Below are 20,157 nucleotides of genomic sequence, written 5' to 3' on the forward strand. Positions count from 1 at the left end.
TGCTGTGTTGAATAGGGGTACGGCGTCGGGATAGACCGTCAAATCAGTAAGGATGAAGCCGAGGAGGTCGGGTATGGTGGAAGTCGATCTCCTCGACTTCGTTGAGTGGTTCAAGCGCCTAGCCAAACAAGCCTTGGGAAAGCACGCGGGCGAGCCCGCCACCGGCGGGTTCGCCCGCTGGAAGCACGTCGTTATTCATGGGTTTCGGCTCGAAGAGGAGCATAGCTTCCGAGAAACCGTAAATCGGCTGAAGTACATGGGTGACATACGGGACGTCCTTGAGTTGAACAGGAGCGACGTCCCAGATTACACGACGCTGAACAAGTCGTTCGATCGGTTCAAGATGTGGGTGTGGCGGGCGTTGCTGCGCGTTTCAGCGCAGCAACACCCGCAGTCTGGATTCGCCGCTCTCGACAGCACGTTTTTCGATCGAGGCCACGCCTCTGCGCATTATCTCGATCGGTCGAACCAGACGGTTGAGACGATGAAAGTAACGACATTGACCGATACAGTGTCACTCGCTGTTCTTGACGTGCAGTGCCACGCGCAGTGGCCGCATGATACGAAATCAGGGCCGCAGGTCGTCCGCCGGAACGCGGACGACCTGCAGACGGTCGCTGCCGATAACGGTTTCCAGGATTGGCACTCTGAATACGAGTTCTACAGCCTCAGCGTGGAACCGTTGATTCACTACCGTGGATCGTCTGCGAACGCGGTCAGCAACAACGCGCTCATTCGAGAACGTGGCTACACCCAGCGTTGGATGGCTGAAACGTCGTATTCGTCCGTGAAGCGCTCGCTCGGCGATGCCGTGCGAGCGCAAACCTGGTATCGAGAGTTCCGTGAAATCGTCCTGATGTTCGCCATCATCAACATCGAACAACTCTGTGATCCGCTCTGATCCCGACGCCGTACCCCTATTCAACACAGCACTTGATCCAGCTATGGGGTCGGGACATTTCCTCACAAAAGCTACGGGCTATCTGACTGAGCAAGTGATGGAGGTGGTCCGTGAACAGGAAATCCAGAGTTACGACGAGCAGGATCTTCGTCGACAAATCGCCAAGGAGTGTATCTACGGCGTAGACGTGAACGGCATGGCCGTTGAGTTAGCGAAGCTCTCGATGTGGCTCGAGACGTTGGCGGCGGACAAGCCGCTGGCGTTCTTGGACCACCACCTCAAGGCTGGGAACTCGCTGGTCGGGTCGGAGATCACCGAGGTGCTTTCCGACGACGTCGACGACGACGGCGGACAGCTAACGCTCATGCAGGCAGCGGCTCGAGTGCGCCAGCGTACGCTGGAGCACGTAATGGACTTGATGGAAGATCTGCTTGCCATCGATAACGACGGGTTGGAGGATATCAAGTCGATGGAAGAGTTGTATGAAGAGATCCGCGATGATCCGCTCTATGGGCGTCTGTTTGAATTGGCAAACGTGCACACAGCGGAGCGGTTTGGTGTGAACATACCGGATGGGTCGTACGAGAAGATGGCTGGTGCAATCGAGGACCCAGATGAATGGAATGAAATTCGCAAACGAAACTGGTTCGCGACAGCGCAGACGGTAGCTACCAAGGAGGACTTCTTCCATTGGGAGCTAGAGTTCCCGGAAGTCTTTTTCGGGGATGAAGGTGGAAAACAACCGGATGCCGGCTTCGATGCAGTAATCGGAAACCCACCGTACGTGCGTATCTATGGCGATACGCTTCCCGAGGACTACGTTGAGTATCTTCGTGGAGTGTATGAAACCGCACACATGAAGTTCGATTTGTATGTCGTCTTTTCCCAATTAGGAATCGAACTAACACGCGAAGGTGGTACATTCTCGTATATCATCCCAGACAAGTTCACAAGTACACCGTACGGTGAGCCCTTGCGCAATCTGATCTTGGAAGAGACCGAGATGCTCTCAATCTTGGATCTTCGAGACCGTGACGTGTTCAAAGGTGTTTCTGTCTCGAACCTTATTCCGGTATTACAGCGGAGTGAAGCGACTAGTGAAGCGATTGAGATTCGGTCGCTCGACACAGCAAATACCGTTGAGGCAGCTGAGCTCAGTCACGATGCCATCGTTGGTAATGGAGACAATTCGTTCCGACTCGGTCGTTCAGTGGCCGACTTCCGACTGACGGAACGTGTTCGAGACCAGTCTATCAGATTCGACGACATTTTCTATACAAATTGGGGACTCAGGACGGGAACAAAGGAGAAAACAGAGCAATTTGTCGTTGAGGAGTCCTCAGATCCACGCGCGGAGCCGATGATTCGAGGAAAAGATATTATGGGTCGTTATCAGTTGCGAGACCCACAAGAATACATCATCTATGAAAAATCGGAGCTGTACAATTCGATGTTCGAAGAGCTCTTTGAGAGTGATAAGCTCGTCTTCCGGAAGATTAGTGGAAGCGGGTTAATGGCAGTAAGCGATGAAGAAGGCTACTACTGCTTCTCCACACTAATCCCATGCGTTAACATCCAAGATGTGGCTCACGTGGACCGAGCGGGGATTCCCGAAATCACCGACGAGTCAAAAGCCTACGATGATATGTACTACCCGCTTTCGGTAGTCAATTCAACCCTTATGGAGTGGTTCTACGGGGTCAATCTTTCTGACGATCTAAGCGTCGTTCCTGGCCACATTAACGAACTCCCCATACCAACGATCGAGGACATCGATTCAGAAGTGGACGACGAGACCTACGACAGCCTCCACCAGACCGGACTCGCAGGCATCCGCGCAGAGATGCAGATGAATGAGGTTGTTGAATCGGTTCGCGAGAGAATCGAAGCCTCAGATCGATTTGGGCACGATTTACTCGCTGACCTCGGTCGTGAGATGATGAAGTTGAACACGAAACATACCAATCTCAATCTCTCACTCCCTGACCATCTTGGGAACTACGAAGATGGTGCTACCCTTGCGGATATCGGGTTCACACAGCCGCCAAAGAACGCTGCAGACTCGATTCTCCAAGAGACAACAGAACAGAAGCCAAACCTCCGCGTTGGTCGCGCTGCGGTCGCTCGAGAATCTGATTCGACCGTCGAAATACAGCTGACTGCACGCTACAAGCCAGATAACGAGACTGCTTACGTAACCGACCAATGGGGCTACACTGAAACTGATGCCTTACCAGCACTCCGGATTACAGATCTCACAGCTGCCGAGGCAGACCTGATTGAGGCATTCGTCCCTGTCGCCGTCGACGAGGCAGGAGGATTCGCTGGCTTCCGCGAGACTGCGACAAAGACCAACTCATTGATTGACCGACTTCGGAAGCTCACCTTGCCGAAGATCGCCGATGTCGAGGCAGGCCTAGCGGATTACATGGCGACCGTTGAGCGAGCCGAGGAACTAGAGGCGAAGATTGAGCGCACCGACGCCCTCATCGACGAAATCGTCTATGAGCTGTACGAGCTGAGTGAGGAGGAAATCAAGATAGTCGAAGAGACAGTGGGGGAATGAACGAGAAGAGAGGGCTTTCCAGCCTTGAGCCGGATTCCGTCATCGCCGAACGAGTGCGCCAACAACTCTCGCCGTTCCCGGAGAAGTTTCGAGACCTCGGTGAGCCCGGCGAACTCCGACGTATGTTGACGGGGACGAAGACGCTGAGTGGGCCGCGAGTTCGGCAACAGCCGGAGGATTTTACCGAGCAGTATCTCATCGAACCAGTGTTACATGGCCTCGGATACTGGAATCCGATGTCCAAAGAGTACGAGAGTGGGAACCCGCATTTCGTCAGGCAGCCCTCGGAATACCGCAACGTCGAACCAAAGCGCCCCGACTACAAACTAGAACACGTCGGCGACTCCGTAGTATGTCTGGTGGAGGCGAAGGCAGCAAACAACGAGCAGGTCGACGGCGCAAAGCAACACGCCACAGCGGACGTGAAACAGTACCTCCAGTCAGACACGTTCTGTCGGGTACTGCGCGACCAAGAGCACGAGTATCTGGTCGGCATCGGAACCGATGGACTCCGGTGGACACTCTGGTCGAAGCATCTCGCCACCGGGGAGATCATCGGTGAGCGTCCGAAAATCGACCTTGCCGCGGTTTTGAAAGCCAATGCACAGCGACAGGGGACCATCGAAGGCAACCCAAGGATGTCCAGACCTGAGCAGCGACGGAAGCTATCCGATACGCTGGTTCCTGCTTTTGCCGCGCGAAATCTTGAGCAGCACGTGCGTTGATTGTGGGACGACGAGTGAGGCGATTTAGTACGGCTGTTCGCCCGCTTCAGTCACATAGACCTCGTTTTCCCAATCGTCGTTCGCGAGGAGCCACTCACCGTCAGCAACCAGCGCTTCGAATTCGTCGCGGTCGTACTGGTAGCTTTGTCCTGGCGACGGTCCAACGAGGCGAACGGTTTTGGCGTCGACTTTGAGTTCGTAGAACAGCGGTTCGGCGTCGCTTTGCGGCCCAAGGGCTCCGTCCCAGTCTGTGAGTTGTGTTGGTGTCTCAGTCATGAATTCGTTGAGTGAAGTTGTGGTAGTCTCTTGGATAAAGTATCCGGGTCTGTCAGGTTGCGCTCGAGTGAACGAATTGTCGGAGAGAACTATCTTGGTCACTTACGAGTCGGTCGATGACGTACCTTTGTGTGGACTAATTACACCATCTCCATTCGGGAGTTCTACCTCGTTCATCTCGCTGGAGTTGGCGAGTAATTCTTTCAAGGTAGCTTCCCAGAGTGCTTCAAGCTTCTTGATATTATCATGGAAGTGTGAAAAGTCCAAATGTTCAGGATGGTTCGCTTCAAACAGTAATGACCGCGAATAGTCAAGTTGGGTACGGACAAGATGCGCGTAGCTATAGAACTGAATAAGCGCTTCAGTTTCCGACTCCGTTAGCAGCCCGATCTTGTCCGAGTTATTCTCGAAGACAACCGTCGACACAATATGACTTGTTGGGAGTTCTTTGGGCGAGATCTTGTCTCGGTCTCGAGTCAGCCCTGTCATGGTCGCCATCTCTGCGATGAGCGCCCGTCGGAGCCTCGCTTGCTGTGTTCGTTCTCGTTGCCGATGGCGGAGTAATCGCACAGCGTATGTCCCGAAGGCCCCAACGATACCACCCAATCCAGCAGCCAAGAGCGTTTGTGATACCACTACTCGAAACGCTTTCCCGCAGAACCATATATCGGACTCACTCATAGCAATCTTCGGAGTAAGTCAGCGGACTGCACGCTTCTATACAAACGTGCAACTAGTCATCGATAACCTCGTCTTGGCACGAAATCTATATGTTGGTATAGATATGATTATTTGGTATGGGACAGGACAGTCCAGAATCCGAGGAGACTGTGACTAAGTTTCTGGACGAGCAGATGGAAGACGCTCGTCTGATGATTCGCAAACAATCAGATTACGCTACCGAGTATGCCAAGCAGGTGAAGAAGACTCGGAGCGAGATACCCAAGCGGCCGTGAAACTGTCTAGCCATCCAGTTTTCTGACAAGCAAATCTCGTTGTTCTCAAACGTTGATTCGCCCATTCTGTGCGAGTATGGACGTGTACGCACAGAGGACCCTCCATCCAACGTGCTCCTACACAAACACACGCAATTGAAAGAGTGGTGGCTGTCCCCCCTCTGTTCGGTTGACATCGCTTCTGACACTTCGAATAACACAAACAGCGACACGCTGAGATGTCTAAGTGGGTTTTAGCCGAAAGTATCCTTACTTCGACCCCGGTAAACTGGATTCCGACTCTCCCAGGATTTCTGCGCCAATATCGAGGCAGAAGTCTCAGACAAGCTGACCCAGAAGGCCAACCACAAAGCCTGCCACCAACAATACCATTCCCCAAGTATGCACTATACTCGTTTGTATTCACGCACTGCCTCTGGAAAGCGCCCATTCGGAATCTCTGTTCGAATTACAGGGTCCTGACCTTCGTCAACGTCGAGAACCGATTCAAGCGACTCCATCCTCTTCTTTGGCACCATCCAAACCGAAAAGTCAGAATCACTCAGGAATTCATCCCCCTGTTTCTCAATTCTAAACACCTTGCATTCCTCAAAATCAACGTGCACCGTCCCATTCGAAGACGAAAAATCTGCTCCGTATTCACGAAATGAGCCATATTCGCTCGTACTGTCATACGGCTGGGAACTCTCCATGATTGTGGTCACCATCTTCCCGAAACCTACGTCCCCTTCAGTGAGTTCTTCACCCTGATCGTATAGTCGCTTCTCGGCCTTCTCGACCGTACAGAAAGGCGGGACATGATGCAGTAGATTGTACAGCTGAGGCATGTCGGGGAGAAGCACTACTGCACCACCCAGAAATGTTAGAACTAACCCAATCAGCGTAAGCATGAGTTTCATCAGACCATTGAATCAATGAGCTATTGTATGTACCGAAATCGAGATTAACAACACAATTAACACTCCAAAGAGGCTAATTTCCAAATATTCTATCCGTTTTCTCTCGTCGACCGCGAGGAAAGTCGCGGTTGATTCGTCCAGCCCGTGCAAATAGGGACGTTAGTTCCCAGGGAGTTGCTCTCCTATTGGCAAAGAGCTTATTATAACTGAATTGAATGTTCGGTCATGGTATCTGGCAAGGGAGTAGGAGGGGCAGTACTGTCTCTCGTACTGATACTGGTTGTGGTGGGGACAGCCTTTGATTACCCGATTCTGGCAGAGATAGCCTTAGAATCTGCGCCCCTATTCGGGGTTGAAATCATTCGGCCAACAGGGATGCTGGCCGACTTTGCGGATCTTGCTCAGACTAAAGGACCTGCCGGCTTCGTCGGCACATTTGCGTTTTCATTCGGTGCGACACTCGCAATAGGAAAAAGTAGCCAACGTGTCTGGAACCGCATCTCGTGATCTGTTTCAGCGTTCCGGCTCTCTTCTTCTATACAAACGTGAAACCGGAGATGCACAGGTCATCGAGCACTTAGTCGGGACCAGTTTCGCCCACGCGTGCGAGAAGGGACGATCCCGCACAGAAAGGTATCTTACTTTGCAGACAATTCTCTCGTCAGATCGAGTCAGAGATAAGACAAATAATCATCTTTTGTCGCTATCACTGGGACGCGTATCTCTAGTCATCATGTGTATGAATTATCCTATATCGCAGATTCTGCAACTTCCCGACAACCACATATGTATGGCAAGATTAACACACAAGAACGTGTATTTTGTGTATTGAATGTGGGCGGAAAGATGCAACATATTGGCTAAATTGACAGGCATCAAAGCTTAATAGTTTGCACGTTTAACGGTTTATGCGATGAAAGGGTTTGATGGCTACGACACGAATGAACGCAGCCTTAGTGAACTGCTGGAAGCAGATGCACGTGGTGAGTTCGATCTACCAGATCGCTCTGGTCAAGAGCCGGCTAAACAGCCATCTAAGGAGACTGCTCCTGAGGATCGATTATTCTAAATCAATTCTTTCGTTTAACTCCGCAGGTGCAGACACATCTATTTCATTCTCGTCATAGACTTTTTCTAATTTCGCCAGCGTTTCATCTGAGATTCTAGTAGAGCGTAGACCACCTGATTCTGCAGCGCTCGAGCCAGTATGAATCTTAGCGATATCGAACTCCCGTCCGACACCGGGTGCTTGTGACGCGTTTCTTAGAGCTGCATAGACGACATACAGAGCTTCGCTGATTTGTAGTCCTTCTGAATATCTCCCAGTAAGCGTATCACGAGCCAAGCTCGCACCAGTTCCCACAGCATCAAATCCAAGTCCATCGAACGATTCTACCAACCCACCAATCTCGTCGCTATCACTTACTCGAAATGTTCTTGCACCGCTTGGACCCACGCCTGTAATCATGATATCCAAGTTCAAACTGTGCTGTGAGAATAATCGGTCCCACTCTTTGCCTCGGCCAGAATTGTGTAGTCCCTCTCGGTAGAACTGGCTGAGGCTGATTCCTCTCGGTCTCAGAATCGCGTCTTCAAACTTTTCTTGCTTGATTCTGACGTACTTGTCCCTCACAACAGTCGCCGCATGTTGTACCGAGCGGAGGTCCTCTTGATTTGTCTTCAGGTGCTTCTCTATTCTATCTGGGATTAGTGCATCTCCAGCAGAACTGAATAACACCTGCACATCCTCGTTGCCGTAGCCACTAAACTTCGGTCGACTGGACTCAAATTCAATAGGAATCTCAGTGTCTGTGACCATCCTATCAGAACCAATCACAGCACTTTGCCGGTCTTCGCATAATAAGGCAATACAGACTGTCACTACTTTCCTATTGGAACATGTCGAACATGTAGCTTTTGTTTACAGCTTCGCTTGATGCTTTGGGTGCAGCAAATGCGGATACAAAGTATTCACCAAAGGATAAGAAAACCAAGGCAACGATAGCGACTAAAATCAGAATGAGTGAAGTTTGATACATCTCGTATCGTGTGTCGTTAACACTACGGTTGTGCTTGACGCTTACCAAATACAATTTGAATATCTCATAGCTGAACATTTTTGAGTTCAACGAGAAGTATGAGAAGATATTTTCAGGCTTCTCAAGTGGACGTTCATACTCAAATGCCCGTAGCGTTCGTAGCCCTTGAGCAGCGGATCCAAGTGAGATTCCGACAATTAAAAGCTTGGACCAGATAGAGAACCATGTCGCCGTACTCACCACAGAGATGATAATTGCGTTGAGGGCCAGTAGGCCGCTCAGTTTTCTTTCGAGAGCTGTTGTCCTCGATTGCTCTCGTTCGAAGACATGCTTAATTTCGTCGAGACCATCCTCAACGGACTCAAAACTAAGGACAGTTTCTTCATCGACATCGGGAAGATTCATACTATTCGTCAGCTAAGTACGTGTTGCCGCATTCATCACAGACCTTTAGTTTCAAATCATTTGACCCACCTGTTTGTGTACTCTTTAAGAACCGCTCAGTGTCCATCCCTGGTTTACAACGAGGACAAGTTGGCATAGAGACTGAAAAGAGGTTCACGTATATAGTATTTTCAGAATTCAGTCAGGACTCACCAATTACCAACTTATGAGTCTCATCACGTCAGTGTTCGGTTGTGATATTCGCACCAGAAATACTCGAAGCCGACCCCACCGGAAGACGAGCCTATCCGACCCCCGTACCGCGATTTCTAACCCCTTTCTTAGCCCCGACAGATATGCCGCAGCGACAACGCTGGGCGAGGGGGTATCGAGACGCGGCCTCGAGTTGAAACGACGACCGGCCCATCAGCCGCTCTCTCGCGGTCACACCAGCGTTCCGGCGAACGACGACGCTCGGTCTACACAAGGGGCTGGCCCGTTCTGGGCCAGCCCGCATTTCCCCTGCCCCTTAGGGGCTTCTACTATATTCCCTATCCTGATATCAATGGTTGGTGTATAGAGGCTATCCGAGCTGACACTCGTGCATCGCAATCCGCTCCGGCAACCCGACTTTCCCACACACAGGACACTCAACGAGCGGCGTCGGCGGCAATGCCTCCGTGGACTCCAGCGCTGCGTGCAGATGCGCCTGCACCGCCGCATCCTCCGTTCGCGACAGCGCCTGTGACAGATGCATCTCTAATTCTTCGCGTGCGCTCATGCGTGGGCCTCCTTGCGCTCTGCATCAACCTGCAGGCCGAGCTGTGCGAGCTGCCCGGTCGAGTCCCACCCACGCTCCTGGGCGACGAACTCCCGCCAGTCGCGAAGCGGGCGGCCATCGAGCGGCTGGTAGTGATCAAGCGTGCGCCCGTCGAAGATGACGACGGCGTCGGCGGGACGGTAATAGTGATGCGTCGACCCCGTGGCGTCGACGCCGAGGGTGAACGAATGGGCGAGGGCAGTGGTGAGATGGCTAGCTAACGATGCGGTACGCTCTTGTGGGACGGCTTTCGTAGTTGACATTGGTCTTCTCCAATCCATCAGAAGACCGGTCCCGCGTGTTACAGCACGCGGGCATTCTCACGCCCAAGAGGGACCCGTCTTCCTTACCAATTGTTACGAACCAATAGGTGAAAAAGGTTTCCACTTGCCACCAGACAATAGGGTTATCCGACACGGGTTCAAGTGTACTGTATGGACCGTGAACGGGACAACCAAGGACGCTACTCGACGCAGATTACACCACAGCGAGTTCTCGAAGTGCTCTCCGAGGCTGACACTCCGGTCTTGACGGCAAAGCAGGTTGCCGAGTCAATCGGATGCTCTGGGGAGGCCGCCCGGCAGAAGCTCCAAGCACTCCACGAAGAGGACAGAGTTGGGAAAATGAATGTCGGGGCTCGCGCTGTCGTGTGGTGGCGAGAGGAGTAGCTAGATTTCGACGAACCTTCAGTAGGAGAAGTAAGGTTGCTTCTTCTGACTATGGGTTCTCATCCCGTTCCAGAACCTCAGCATCAAGCTCGCCGGCAAGGAATGCCCGACCAGAGTCACTCAGGCCATATAGCTCAGATTCGTCTTTTTCCAAGATACCTGCGTCCATCAGCACGCGGCATCGTTTACTCGTGTACTGTCGGTCATACCCGATGTTTACTGAGAGAACCTTTGGAGACACGAGGATATCGTGGGTCTCGAAAAACAGTAGAATCTCGTAATCAATTGGAGACATCCACGATACACGCTCAACCATCTCCTTGATGTGGCCTGTCATTCGTAAAAAGTGACCTCGGTGTGTCTTGGTTCTAACCACATTCGTAGTCTCTACAAAACTACGTTCGTCGTCAAGACTTATTACCGCCCTCCTTCTAATGAGATCCAACGGAAGCTACAGACGGATCTGACTGATTGTCGGATCCAGAATCAAGCGGACCCAGGTGCTGGAACACCGGCCCGCTGTGGCCTCCGTAAACCAGGTACGGAAGCATGTCAGCAATCATTTCGCGGGGTATTGAATGCCCCGACCGACAGATCGCATCGGCTGCCAAATTTGAGAAGTTCACGGAACGCCACAAATGAGCGCGACCACGAGTCCGGCCTTCGCCGACGAACTCGAGACGCTCAAGTCCCGCCTCGACGCCCTCGAAACGAAAAACGACGAACTCGAAGCCCGCGTCGACGAACTCGAAACCGAGAATCAACAACTCGAAGAGCGCGTCGACACCCTCGAAGCCGAAACCGACCAGCTCGAAGCGACCGTCGACGACCAGGCCGAGACGATTGAGTCCCACCACGTAGACCTCGCCGAGTACACCGCCCGCGTGCGCAAACTCGAAACGAACTACGAGTCGGCCCACGAACACCGCAAGCGACTCCAACAGCAGTTCCACGAGTTGACCACCGACGACATCGCCACGAGCGAGGACGACGTGACGTCACTCTCGCCGCTCCAGCAGGTCGTCGCCTTCTCGAAAGACGCCGTCCAGGAACTCACGTCCAACGAAAAGCGGGCTCGCTACATCGCGAAGGGCATCAGCGACTACGCGACAAAGGTCCCGGCGGGCTACACAATCGATTCGAGTACCATCAGCACCGTCCTGCGCTCGAAGGACGGCGAGAGTCCCCACACGGAGACCGTCTCAAGAGTGATGGAGTTCCTCAACCGCTTTGGCAAAGACGAGACGAAGCTCGTGAAACGCCGCGGCACCAAACGCGTCGTCTTCACCGAGCAAGCGGTCGCGGACCTCGAGTCGGCGACGAACGAGGACACACGCAGTATCACAGACGTTGTGATGTGGTGGCGACAGTGAGGGCGTGATACCCGCCGAATCACCACTACCAACACGATAGGTCACTGACACACCACGCGGGGATGCACGGTACTACTAGCAGCAGCACTCGGGAACCCCTCGGTTGTTGTAGGAGTAGTAGTGGTGGATGAAACGAGTTTGAGCCGTTCGGTCGGTCGGAGGCTATCACAACGGGTGTGATGAGACGACGGCCGAGTATCACCGAGAATCTCGACCACGTGAGATCGAACGCACCGACAGCCCTGCAAAGCACTCGACGTAACCACGAGTCGTTTCAATCATGTCGATAATGAACCAATCAGTAAATATGCCTACGAGCAATAACTTCACGTCGGGGACCAAGCCAACCCGTCAGAGGCACTCACCCACTCATCCCTTCCCTCCCCCGTTTTGCAACACGGTTCGACCCACTAACGGAGTTAGAGACCAGTGAACCCCTTCGTCAATGCGCGATGCGTTTCAGGGTTAGAAGTCATCGCCGTCGTGCGATTAAGGGCTGAAAAGCATCTGGAACAGAGTGAAACGATTCGAGACGGAGTTCTCTCTTTATTCGGTCTCCGCGACTCCAACAGAATGCTATGGCAACCAAACCATCCGACCTCGATGGAGTCACAGAAGCATGCTCGGAATGCGCACGCGAGACGCTCCACAAGGTCCGGGTGGAGCTCCGCAAAGAGAGCTCAAAGCCGAACAACGCAGAGTACTCCCGCGAGCCGTATCGCGTGGCGACCTGCATGGAATGTCAAACCGAGACGACGCTGCGGATGAACAACGCCTAAGACAGGCACTGACGCACAGCGTACCCTTTTTGAATCACATTCATGGAGAGGGCGGCGACCCAGCACTTCTGGACCGACGGCTGTATCTAACCCCAACAGTCACAGCAGCTGAGACACGATAGACTCGTCATGCGGCATTCGTCGACCCGATTGACCCCAACACAACAAACAGCCTTCGAACAGATTGAACAGGCGGTTACAACAGACGAGCCATTCACGCACGACACAGCGATTGACTGGATCAGTGCCGGCGACGTCGAGCACTCCGAGGCCGAAGCGCTCCTTGAACAGCTGCTGTTGAAGGGGTATCTCTACGAGACCGGCACCGGCCTCCGGATTACGAAGTGACAGCCGTAGCCGCCACGTGTCGTGAGCGCCTAACGCGAACGAGTGCGACCCCAACGAAGAGTGACGAATCCACTGTGCAGCGTCGCTAGACACAGTAGCGTGCCACCGTCACTACTGCGACTCGTCTCCCACTGTTCCACTCCAGAGTTGCAACCGCTGGCGCAACCACTCGGGGTCGGTCGTCTCGCCCTGTAGCGGGAGCTCGTCGAGCATCCACCGGAGGATACTCCCCATCGTCCACAGCAGCGCGAGTGTCTCGTCGTCGATGTCTGCAGGCGCTGTGTCCTCGAAGTGTTCAACGAGGGTTGCGACCTGCTCGGTCGTCGGGTCGTCTGCGTTGGCGACGTACTCACGACCGACGTCGATGAACCAGTCTCGAATGTACTCACTATCGGCGAATGAGTGGTCGCCGTCGCCGACGACCTCATTAAGCAGTTGCTCGGTCATAGTGGAACGTCTTCGAGATGGAACCTAAAAGAGTCGGTGACGGCATCGCTCTGGGATCCGCAGTGGTCGCGCGACCGAGCGACCCGTGCCCACCCCTCCGTTCAGCATGCGGTCTCTGCAGTGGACGTACTGGGTCACAGCCACCACATCGGACGAACCCTTCCACGTGGGAGAAAACACGCTGGCAGTCCTGGAAGCGCGCGATGTAATCGATATCAAGAATATTTCGGGCGGTAATAAACCAGTAGTCTCATATACATGAAGACAATACGTCATGACGGGGCAAAACAGCAACTGTCAGAGGCACTCACCCCATTTCTCCCGTCCCATCACTCCATCGCTGGTAGTTCAGTGTACGAGATGCGGGACAACGGCGCGTAAGTCGCCTGGGGGAACAATAAACCAATTAACCACCGTGCCTCGAGAGTCGCGCTGACCATCATCGTGAGAGGCCTCATCACTGCCGGAGACAACCACAACGGACACCGGGACAGCAGATCTTGTCGAAAAGTGGCGTGGAACAGATTGATAACGTACAGGCTATCACATCCGTCTGTGCGTCCATCGACGCACACCAGGTCTCTCGGCCCTGGAATCACGACACGATCGGCGCTTTTCTCGTCGGTCGTGGCCACTCCGAACCATCGCCGGCCGCCAGCCACTCCCCCTGGCGGCCGGCACTTCGTCTCGACCCCACGCAGTGAGCCTTCAGTGCGAGTACACATCGAGTCACCACACAGAATTGTTGTATTTGGGCAATCTTTCGAGTGGTGTCAGAAACAAAGAACACAAATAACCACAGTATTGCTGGTTTTAAACCGATAAGAACATATTTGAGTCACCCTATATTTTCAGATGCGGCCCACAACTGCGCACACTTGTCGCGTGGGAGAAGCCGCACGTCAGAGGCGCTCACCCATCCCAATTCGTGGCGATAATTCCGGAGTTGGCGAGTGACCGGGCACGCAGAACGACGACGAAACCGGCGTATTGACACGGTGGGGCGGGGTGATTCCATCACCCTCTCAATCAAACCTTCAGGCAGAGATTTTCACGCACCTAGAGGCTTGTCTGCTCGGAGGGTCACGTGGACGTGAAAATTGACTCCGTCGACCGAGCGCTACGAGTCGTCGGCGACGATCTCGGCGAAGGCAACGTTCTCGCGGACAGCATGAATGTCCACCTCGACTGTCTCGCCAAGCTGACCGCCGTCGACGATGACGATGTATCCGCGTTCGACCTTCGCGATGCCGTCGCCTTCCTCGCCGAGCGTTTCGATTGTTACCTCGCGGACCTCACCCTCGTCAACAGGCGGCGCCTGCGGCTCCTGTGGCGCCGCGTTCGGGGCTGCGTCCGGAGACTCGCTCGGCGACGACGCGGCGGTGTGCGTGAGCACGCCAACACGATAGAACTCGCCGACATCGAGTTCGCCGTGCTCGACCTCCTCGCGTGGAATCTCGATGCGGTACGATTCCGCTTGTTCGGTCACAGACGCAGCAAACAGACACTGCAGTGAGTCAGCAATATCGACCATCGGTGTAGTGCTCACCCGTTTGAGAGACTCGCGTATAACGGTGTGCGTCGAAGACGTCGCGAACTGCCACTCGAGAGAGAGACGTCTACAACCGGGAACGGGGGCTGTAAGAACCGAGATGACCACTTCGGCTGTGTGATCGACACCCATTAACCAACGAAATCGAGTGTGTTGGTTAATCGGCATCACGTCGATGCACAGCGACGGCAGCCAACGAGCCACTGCTGGAATCCAAGTAAACGTGACAAGGTCTCGGGCCAGTCGAACGTAGCGACCGCAGACGGGTAGATACGCTACAACCGGGAGTGTGCGCCAAAAACGACGCCGGAGAACCACGCTCTGGTTACCGGCGGATCGACTGACCGGCAACAACACGGATACCGTCACAGACACGTTCGAGGTGTGTCTCCTCGGCGACGTTGCGGCGTGCGATCGGCGTAAGACAGAGGACCTCGTTGTCTTCTGTTTCGACCCACTCTCTCCCGGTCTCGGTGTTCCAACACTGTGGTGTCCACACCCCGGATTCGAATCACTCCCAGAGGTCTACATCCCCGTAGTACTCTCCATCACTGCCGCGATAGATCGTCCCATCTCCCATGAGAAGTAGTCACGCACTTCCAGACAATAATACTTGTCACTATATTTATTTATTCGAATGGTTGAAAAGTAATAAAAAAATGAATGTCTGTGAAAATCTGTATTTGGGTTATTGTGATCAACGGCAACGACTACGAGTACCGGCAGTGGCGAGAAGACGGCAGTACCAAATCGAAGTATCACGGGCCAGCCGACGACGGGTAAGCATGGAGCGTCGGATCTTCGATGGCCCACACGAACCCTCAGGACGGGTAGATTGTGGAAAATCGAGAACCAGACTACACCCCATGTTGCCGTTGTAAACCCGGTTCTGACAGGATCTGTAGGGCAGTACGCGGCAGTACGATAATCGGGCATATTCTCAACACGGGTGTAGAACGGCGTTCAATTCGGCTAGACCACGGTAGGACCCACTCGCCGCCGAGTATGGCTGGGGAGAGGAGAGAGTTAGCCACTTGAGCAGTCGGCGACGATCTGAAGGCAGGCACGTCAAGTATAATCGCTTGGATTACTTGACAGAGAGTGAGTGCCCCAACCTTGTTATGAGACATTCTTGTAATTAATATCAATCCACACAACATACTTGCCGACGAGCCCTCTCCACGATTACTCGTGGAACATCTATACTCCTCACTTATTACACGTTCAGAAAGTCTCACCACTTCCGTGAATCCTTATCACATGTTGGGGTCGGTTCCACTCTTGGTGGGTAGCACCTCGCGCTGTAGTGTTTGTCCGCCCCTGAGGGCTGCGAGACGGCCAGTTATCACAGGTGATCCTGTTGTCTATTCACGAGTTCTCCGGGACAAGTAGCGACAGTGCGATAGACTGGCTCTAGCGTGTAACGGTGACCTGGCTAAGAGAGATTCGTTCAGACCGATAGTAGCGCTTTTATTCGTCGTTAGCCAAAGCGCGGTAAGTAGCAAACCGGCTATGACCGCCCACACATCGCTTGTCGAGCAGCTCCAATTGCTGGAAGATGAACACCCACAAGTACACACTGTGCTCTCCGTACACCACGAAGAAGTACAAACCGCACTTGAGGCGAGTTCTCGAGCCTATCCAACTAGTCGACAACTGTACGAGGGACTCGACGACCCCGACATTCACCCGAATATGCTCGCCCGAGTACTCGGATTCTTAGCCGAGATTGAGGTCATCGATACGTACACCGTTCGCTCCGGCGCGAATCGATACGACCTCCGTGAGTACGATGCTGCTCGGTATGGACGAATTGGTAAACTCCTTGTCGAGTAAGGACTGCACTGTTGGCTTTTGCTTTCTTCGACGCATCTTGCACTTTGATGCGGATCGCTCAGGCATGCTCGAGAGAGACAGTCGCCCCACCTTCGAGTCGCCTCAGAGGGTCGATATCGCTCACGGTAGCGATAACGGTTACCGGGGACGCTGCACGCGGCTCATCGTCATGACTTGCCGGAGTGGGTCCCCAAAAGAGACAGAGTGCATTCCCCTGTGGCCAGTATGCGAGTGTCCCCACGGGGACTGCCGTTTGAGTCTCTTCGGCAGCAACGTCAACCTCGGTGCTGAAATAGAGTTCGTCACCCCACCGAGCGGCCTCTCCTGTGATCGGCAGTGCCTCAGCAATCGCACTACGGGTAGTCGAGTTTGAGTCAGTCCAATCTGCGGTCAGTACCTGTGACCCAACGGTAAGACGGAGGTCTGCCATACCATGACATCGGGGCCTAGACACAAGAATCCACCATGGGTTCGAATTGGATCACTCTGCGATCGGAATTCCAGGACAATGGAGTGGTCTGTAGACGGGAGATGGGAAGGATGGGGCAAGTGAGTACTTCCTCTTGATGCATGCCACGCGATCAGGTCCCGTCTACACAGATTGTCGATAGCTCAAGAGCATCAAGACGCGCATCGAGACAATACTTGGAGTGATATCTCTGGTTTACAATCGAGCTATCGGCATTCTTGATGAACAGTCTGCTAGCGTCAATTGCTGCTACTGTGTCATCGAGGTTGTTCCTAGACCGGTCAGCCCTCGGTGTCAGGCAATTTCCGGGATGAGTGTCGAGACTGAAGTACTTCAAGGCTCCATCTTGAGATTGTTCACAGAGACCCCGTTTGCAAAGTGAGTTCGAAACAAGGTTGAGTCCCCGTTGACCCACTCCGTTTGCAAAATGAGAGAGCAGGTGAAACAACGAGCTCCTGTGCTACCAGTAATCAAGGCAAGCGCCGGGGGAATCCAATCTCGGTTCAGAAGATAGGAGACCCCCGTTTGCAATATGAGCATGTTCTAGAACAATCAAGTAGAGATTGAGCAGTAGCCACTGTCTACAAACGATTGTAACGTGACCGTGAACGGGATAGTTGGCGTCCCTCCCCCCGTTTGCAATATGAGTTGTGACTCCATAGAAGAGGTGTGAGAGAATTCAGGAGACAAAATGTGAAACAATCAATTCTTGTAGATGATACGCAACTATAACTACCGTGCGGATTTGGTTAATCTGATATCAGTATAAATCTTTCTATAATAATGTATTCTTATGACCAACCGCGAATACTACTCTCTCAACCGAGAATTCTCGGAGATCGCTTAATTTGCCTGGTATTCGGCACTAACGGCTTCCGTCTCGTGCTCCGGCTCATTTTGCAAAAGGGGGGAGAGGGTGAAGGAGGCGATCGATAAATCTCCCTTTCTATCCGACCAGGCTGACCGAACTATCTAACATCGTCTACTCCACTCTTTTTGCAGATGGTCCAAAAGGTTATTGCAATATGAGATCAAACAGCTGCATCATCATGGCGGAAGACTCGGACCACCAAGACTCAAGCCAACTTTCTATCACTGAGCAACTCTCGAGTGAGTACCACACCGTCTTCAAAGACAAGGATCTCATCGAGCCGGACACTATCGTCGACGAGGACCGCATTGTCGGCCGAGACGAACAACTTAACAAAGTTATCAATATCGTCAAACCGGCGCTTCACGGCGATCAGCCCGAGGATATGCTGCTCCGAGGTCCATCTGGTACCGGAAAAACGCTTATTGCTGGCACTGTCGCAACGAAAGCAATCAAAATTGGCCAGAAGCGCGATGTGAAGATGGAATTCGTCGAAGTAAATGGGAAACATAAGAAATCTGAACATGAAGCTATTCACCAAATCACCCATGAGTTTGAACAGTTACTCGGCCTAGAACTTACCTCGAAAACAGGCGTATCGACGAGTTCTCGATACGACCGCCTCTTCGAAATTGTCGATGAACACCTCGACATCGGAATCGTCATTCTCGATGAATTGGATCTTCTCGTTGGCGATAGTCGAAACAAAAACGAGGCACCTGCGTTCTCGGATATCCTCTACAAACTTTCGCGGGCCAAACGAATCGGGAAGATGGACAGCTCATTCACCCTCATTGTCACGACTAACAGTCCGAACAGTTTGATGAACGGGCTTAACTCACGAACGGCCAGTACGTTCAACCCTACCGAAGTCGCGTTCGCTGATTACAACGCGACTGAACTCCGAGAAATCCTCAAACACCGGCAAGACGCGTTTTACGAGGATACACTTGTGGACGATGTCATTCCGTATACTGCTGCTGTCGCTGCTCAAGGTGAAGGAGATGCCCGATTTGCAATTGATCTGCTTCGGGAAGCAGGGAACATCGCTAACCGTCGCGAGGAGCGAACGGTTACCACCAACCACGTTGAGGAAGCAAAAAACCAGGTTGAGAAGAACTATGTCGTTGATGTCATCGAAAATGTCTCCTTCCAGAAGCAGGTTTCACTCTTTGCTGCCGCCGTTGTAAACAAATACGGTCAAGAACAACTCAGCCGTTCCGAATTTCTCAGCGATCGGTCGGCACCTGCCCCAGTCGCGCACACGCTTTATAAGTGGTTTACTGACTACCAGAATATTGAACGGCGGTCGAAACACAGCTATTTGCGGTGGATGCGGGAGTTAGGTACCTACGAGGTTATCGAAGTTAATCGAAAGGGTCGAGGTAACGAGCGAGGGGTGTTTGGGGAGTACATATTCCACAATCTTCCCGCTGATGTCATGGTTGAGACGCTCGTCGACAAGGACGACCGATTCCGCGAAGCATTGGACGATGAGGAACTCATTCGAAGTGTTGTCCGAAACAATCTCAAGGATTTTTGAACTGTGTACTCGTTTCCACTTATGATTAGCTCATATTGCAAACGGGGTCTTGCCACTTCGTTATTTCTGAAAAAGCGGGATTAGCTCATATTGCAAACGGGGCTCTGATACCTCTCTCAGAGCCGAGACAAGTGGGATTAGCTCATATTGCAAACGGGGTCTTGCCACTTCGTTATTTCTGAAAAAAGGGGGTGAGCTCATATTGCAAACGGGGCTCACTTTGCAAATGGCGCCGTTTTGTTAGTGGCTGATAACACCGAGTGAGCACAAAACACCACTCTCACTAGCTATAAATCTCGGATTTTATTGAGATCTCACATCTGTATGATAGAATAGTCTCATTTCCGTATCACAGTCACGGGACGTGTACTCGTCGCCTCGCGTGGATTAGCCCTGAGTACACGAGTGCGGGCATACAGAACGTGCGAACCGTCATAAGAAGCAGTTCAAGTGTCACTCGTATTCCCATCAAGACCACTCTGACCGTGGTGCAAGCGTCAATATCATCGTGAAAGGCATCAAGAAACCCGATTGGAATGTTCGTGTTCTCAACAGCCTTCCCGTTGTTCGGGAGGTGCGACGGCAAAGCATCGGGGGTTGTGGACGCTCGACCGTGACCTACCCGACCGCACGAGGCTATCAGGCCGACGGTCGGATGGGAGTATCTGATTAAACCACGGGAAGCCTCGGGCTTGCCCTTGAGGC

At 52.9% G+C, this 20,157-nt stretch carries 20 protein-coding genes and 2 pseudogenes; 11 read left to right on the top strand and 11 right to left on the bottom strand.

Annotated elements, in window-relative coordinates; translation table 11 throughout:
• Window positions 1-76: 76 nt before the first annotated feature.
• The 3 genes and pseudogenes from BSG17_RS23085 to BSG17_RS23095 all read left to right on the top strand — a co-directional run bounded on the left by BSG17_RS23085 (window position 77) and on the right by BSG17_RS23095 (window position 4,192).
• Window positions 77-901, top strand: coding sequence for an IS5 family transposase (locus BSG17_RS23085; protein ID WP_089827775.1), 825 nt, complete (start codon window positions 77-79; stop codon window positions 899-901).
• A gap of 31 nt (window positions 902-932) precedes the next feature.
• A pseudogene (locus BSG17_RS23090) lies at window positions 933-3,467 on the top strand (Eco57I restriction-modification methylase domain-containing protein); the annotation flags it as partial.
• A complete protein-coding gene (locus BSG17_RS23095; protein ID WP_089827743.1) occupies window positions 3,464-4,192 on the top strand; it encodes a hypothetical protein in 729 nt (242 codons plus the stop codon). The pseudogene BSG17_RS23090 and the gene BSG17_RS23095, both read left to right, overlap by 4 nt.
• A 24-nt stretch (window positions 4,193-4,216) precedes the next feature.
• On the opposite strand, the gene BSG17_RS23100 is transcribed toward BSG17_RS23095, so the two are convergent.
• Complete coding sequence (locus BSG17_RS23100) at window positions 4,217-4,468, bottom strand: hypothetical protein (RefSeq protein WP_139246776.1); 252 nt, start codon at window positions 4,466-4,468, stop codon at window positions 4,217-4,219.
• A 102-nt stretch (window positions 4,469-4,570) separates the two neighbouring features.
• Window positions 4,571-5,149 (bottom strand): hypothetical protein, encoded by a 579-nt coding sequence (locus tag BSG17_RS27355; protein ID WP_170864932.1) that lies wholly within the window; start codon window positions 5,147-5,149, stop codon window positions 4,571-4,573.
• Window positions 5,150-5,265: 116 nt separating this feature from the next.
• On the opposite strand from BSG17_RS27355, the gene BSG17_RS27360 reads away from it, so the two are divergent.
• Window positions 5,266-5,424: a hypothetical protein gene (locus BSG17_RS27360; RefSeq protein WP_170864933.1), complete on the top strand. Its 159-nt coding sequence runs from the start codon at window positions 5,266-5,268 to the stop codon at window positions 5,422-5,424.
• A gap of 386 nt (window positions 5,425-5,810) precedes the next feature.
• Here BSG17_RS27360 and BSG17_RS23110 read toward each other — a convergent pair whose 3' ends face one another.
• Window positions 5,811-6,266 carry a hypothetical protein gene (locus BSG17_RS23110; RefSeq protein WP_139246777.1) on the bottom strand — a complete coding sequence of 152 codons (456 nt, stop codon included), beginning with the start codon at window positions 6,264-6,266 and terminating at the stop codon, window positions 5,811-5,813.
• Window positions 6,267-6,548: 282 nt separating this feature from the next.
• On the opposite strand from BSG17_RS23110, the gene BSG17_RS26465 reads away from it, so the two are divergent.
• Window positions 6,549-6,830 carry a hypothetical protein gene (locus tag BSG17_RS26465; RefSeq protein ID WP_139246778.1) on the top strand — a complete coding sequence of 94 codons (282 nt, stop codon included), beginning with the start codon at window positions 6,549-6,551 and terminating at the stop codon, window positions 6,828-6,830.
• A gap of 553 nt (window positions 6,831-7,383) precedes the next feature.
• Here the strand turns inward: BSG17_RS26465 and BSG17_RS26470 are convergent.
• The 4 genes from BSG17_RS26470 to BSG17_RS23125 all read right to left on the bottom strand — a co-directional run bounded on the left by BSG17_RS26470 (window position 7,384) and on the right by BSG17_RS23125 (window position 9,829).
• Entirely contained in the window at window positions 7,384-8,205 is an 822-nt protein-coding gene (locus tag BSG17_RS26470; RefSeq protein ID WP_139246779.1) for an Ntn hydrolase family protein, read from the bottom strand.
• Window positions 8,206-8,212: 7 nt separating this feature from the next.
• Entirely contained in the window at window positions 8,213-8,767 is a 555-nt protein-coding gene (locus tag BSG17_RS23115) for a hypothetical protein (protein WP_089827747.1), read from the bottom strand.
• Between the two features lie 562 nt (window positions 8,768-9,329).
• A complete protein-coding gene (locus BSG17_RS23120) occupies window positions 9,330-9,527 on the bottom strand; it encodes a hypothetical protein (RefSeq protein ID WP_089827748.1) in 198 nt (65 codons plus the stop codon).
• Window positions 9,524-9,829 carry a hypothetical protein gene (locus BSG17_RS23125; RefSeq protein WP_089827749.1) on the bottom strand — a complete coding sequence of 102 codons (306 nt, stop codon included), beginning with the start codon at window positions 9,827-9,829 and terminating at the stop codon, window positions 9,524-9,526. The genes BSG17_RS23120 and BSG17_RS23125 overlap by 4 nt, the downstream gene beginning before the upstream one ends.
• Window positions 9,830-10,000: 171 nt before the next feature.
• On the opposite strand from BSG17_RS23125, the gene BSG17_RS23130 reads away from it, so the two are divergent.
• Window positions 10,001-10,234, top strand: coding sequence for a response regulator of citrate/malate metabolism (locus BSG17_RS23130; protein WP_089827750.1), 234 nt, complete (start codon window positions 10,001-10,003; stop codon window positions 10,232-10,234).
• Window positions 10,235-10,283: 49 nt separating this feature from the next.
• On the opposite strand, the gene BSG17_RS23135 is transcribed toward BSG17_RS23130, so the two are convergent.
• A complete protein-coding gene (locus tag BSG17_RS23135) occupies window positions 10,284-10,571 on the bottom strand; it encodes a MarR family transcriptional regulator (protein WP_244531688.1) in 288 nt (95 codons plus the stop codon).
• Between the two features lie 301 nt (window positions 10,572-10,872).
• Here BSG17_RS23135 and BSG17_RS23140 point away from each other — a divergent pair, with 301 nt between their 5' ends.
• From BSG17_RS23140 to BSG17_RS23150, 3 genes are all read left to right on the top strand, one after another.
• Window positions 10,873-11,607, top strand: a complete 735-nt coding sequence (locus BSG17_RS23140) for a hypothetical protein (RefSeq protein ID WP_089827751.1) — start codon at window positions 10,873-10,875, stop codon at window positions 11,605-11,607.
• Between the two features lie 578 nt (window positions 11,608-12,185).
• Window positions 12,186-12,386: a DUF7835 family putative zinc beta-ribbon protein gene (locus BSG17_RS23145; RefSeq protein ID WP_089827752.1), complete on the top strand. Its 201-nt coding sequence runs from the start codon at window positions 12,186-12,188 to the stop codon at window positions 12,384-12,386.
• Window positions 12,387-12,515: 129 nt separating this feature from the next.
• Window positions 12,516-12,734 carry a hypothetical protein gene (locus tag BSG17_RS23150; RefSeq protein WP_089827753.1) on the top strand — a complete coding sequence of 73 codons (219 nt, stop codon included), beginning with the start codon at window positions 12,516-12,518 and terminating at the stop codon, window positions 12,732-12,734.
• 111 nt (window positions 12,735-12,845) lie between these two features.
• Here BSG17_RS23150 and BSG17_RS23155 read toward each other — a convergent pair whose 3' ends face one another.
• The 3 genes from BSG17_RS23155 to BSG17_RS28805 all read right to left on the bottom strand — a co-directional run bounded on the left by BSG17_RS23155 (window position 12,846) and on the right by BSG17_RS28805 (window position 16,999).
• Window positions 12,846-13,181: a hypothetical protein gene (locus tag BSG17_RS23155; RefSeq protein WP_089827754.1), complete on the bottom strand. Its 336-nt coding sequence runs from the start codon at window positions 13,179-13,181 to the stop codon at window positions 12,846-12,848.
• Window positions 13,182-14,301: 1,120 nt separating this feature from the next.
• A complete protein-coding gene (locus BSG17_RS23165; protein ID WP_089827756.1) occupies window positions 14,302-14,715 on the bottom strand; it encodes a TRAM domain-containing protein in 414 nt (137 codons plus the stop codon).
• 1,912 nt (window positions 14,716-16,627) lie between these two features.
• A complete protein-coding gene (locus BSG17_RS28805; protein ID WP_089827758.1) occupies window positions 16,628-16,999 on the bottom strand; it encodes a cyclophilin-like fold protein in 372 nt (123 codons plus the stop codon).
• 1,088 nt (window positions 17,000-18,087) lie between these two features.
• Here BSG17_RS28805 and BSG17_RS23185 point away from each other — a divergent pair.
• Together BSG17_RS23185 and BSG17_RS28810 are read left to right on the top strand one after the other, a co-directional pair.
• Entirely contained in the window at window positions 18,088-19,452 is a 1,365-nt protein-coding gene (locus tag BSG17_RS23185) for a Cdc6/Cdc18 family protein (RefSeq protein WP_170864934.1), read from the top strand.
• A gap of 380 nt (window positions 19,453-19,832) precedes the next feature.
• Window positions 19,833-20,125 (top strand): annotated as a pseudogene (locus BSG17_RS28810) (RNA-guided endonuclease TnpB family protein); the annotation flags it as partial.
• Between the last annotated feature and the right edge of the window lie 32 nt (window positions 20,126-20,157).

Origin of the sequence: Halogranum amylolyticum (genome assembly GCF_900110465.1) — an archaeon.
In the GTDB taxonomy this organism is placed as follows: Archaea; Halobacteriota; Halobacteria; order Halobacteriales; family Haloferacaceae; genus Halogranum; species Halogranum amylolyticum.

Coding starts and splice junctions, on each gene's coding strand:
- BSG17_RS23095 (WP_089827743.1), top strand. CDS start 3,464: ATGAACGAGAAGAGAGGGCTTTCCAGCCTTGAGCCGGATTCCGTCATC.
- BSG17_RS23100 (WP_139246776.1), bottom strand. CDS start 4,468: ATGACTGAGACACCAACACAACTCACAGACTGGGACGGAGCCCTTGGG.
- BSG17_RS27355 (WP_170864932.1), bottom strand. CDS start 5,149: ATGAGTGAGTCCGATATATGGTTCTGCGGGAAAGCGTTTCGAGTAGTG.
- BSG17_RS27360 (WP_170864933.1), top strand. CDS start 5,266: ATGGGACAGGACAGTCCAGAATCCGAGGAGACTGTGACTAAGTTTCTG.
- BSG17_RS26465 (WP_139246778.1), top strand. CDS start 6,549: ATGGTATCTGGCAAGGGAGTAGGAGGGGCAGTACTGTCTCTCGTACTG.
- BSG17_RS23115 (WP_089827747.1), bottom strand. CDS start 8,767: ATGAATCTTCCCGATGTCGATGAAGAAACTGTCCTTAGTTTTGAGTCC.
- BSG17_RS23120 (WP_089827748.1), bottom strand. CDS start 9,527: ATGAGCGCACGCGAAGAATTAGAGATGCATCTGTCACAGGCGCTGTCG.
- BSG17_RS23125 (WP_089827749.1), bottom strand. CDS start 9,829: ATGTCAACTACGAAAGCCGTCCCACAAGAGCGTACCGCATCGTTAGCT.
- BSG17_RS23130 (WP_089827750.1), top strand. CDS start 10,001: ATGGACCGTGAACGGGACAACCAAGGACGCTACTCGACGCAGATTACA.
- BSG17_RS23135 (WP_244531688.1), bottom strand. CDS start 10,571: ATGACAGGCCACATCAAGGAGATGGTTGAGCGTGTATCGTGGATGTCT.
- BSG17_RS23140 (WP_089827751.1), top strand. CDS start 10,873: ATGAGCGCGACCACGAGTCCGGCCTTCGCCGACGAACTCGAGACGCTC.
- BSG17_RS23145 (WP_089827752.1), top strand. CDS start 12,186: ATGGCAACCAAACCATCCGACCTCGATGGAGTCACAGAAGCATGCTCG.
- BSG17_RS23150 (WP_089827753.1), top strand. CDS start 12,516: ATGCGGCATTCGTCGACCCGATTGACCCCAACACAACAAACAGCCTTC.
- BSG17_RS23155 (WP_089827754.1), bottom strand. CDS start 13,181: ATGACCGAGCAACTGCTTAATGAGGTCGTCGGCGACGGCGACCACTCA.
- BSG17_RS23165 (WP_089827756.1), bottom strand. CDS start 14,715: ATGGTCGATATTGCTGACTCACTGCAGTGTCTGTTTGCTGCGTCTGTG.
- BSG17_RS28805 (WP_089827758.1), bottom strand. CDS start 16,999: ATGGCAGACCTCCGTCTTACCGTTGGGTCACAGGTACTGACCGCAGAT.
- BSG17_RS23185 (WP_170864934.1), top strand. CDS start 18,088: ATGGCGGAAGACTCGGACCACCAAGACTCAAGCCAACTTTCTATCACT.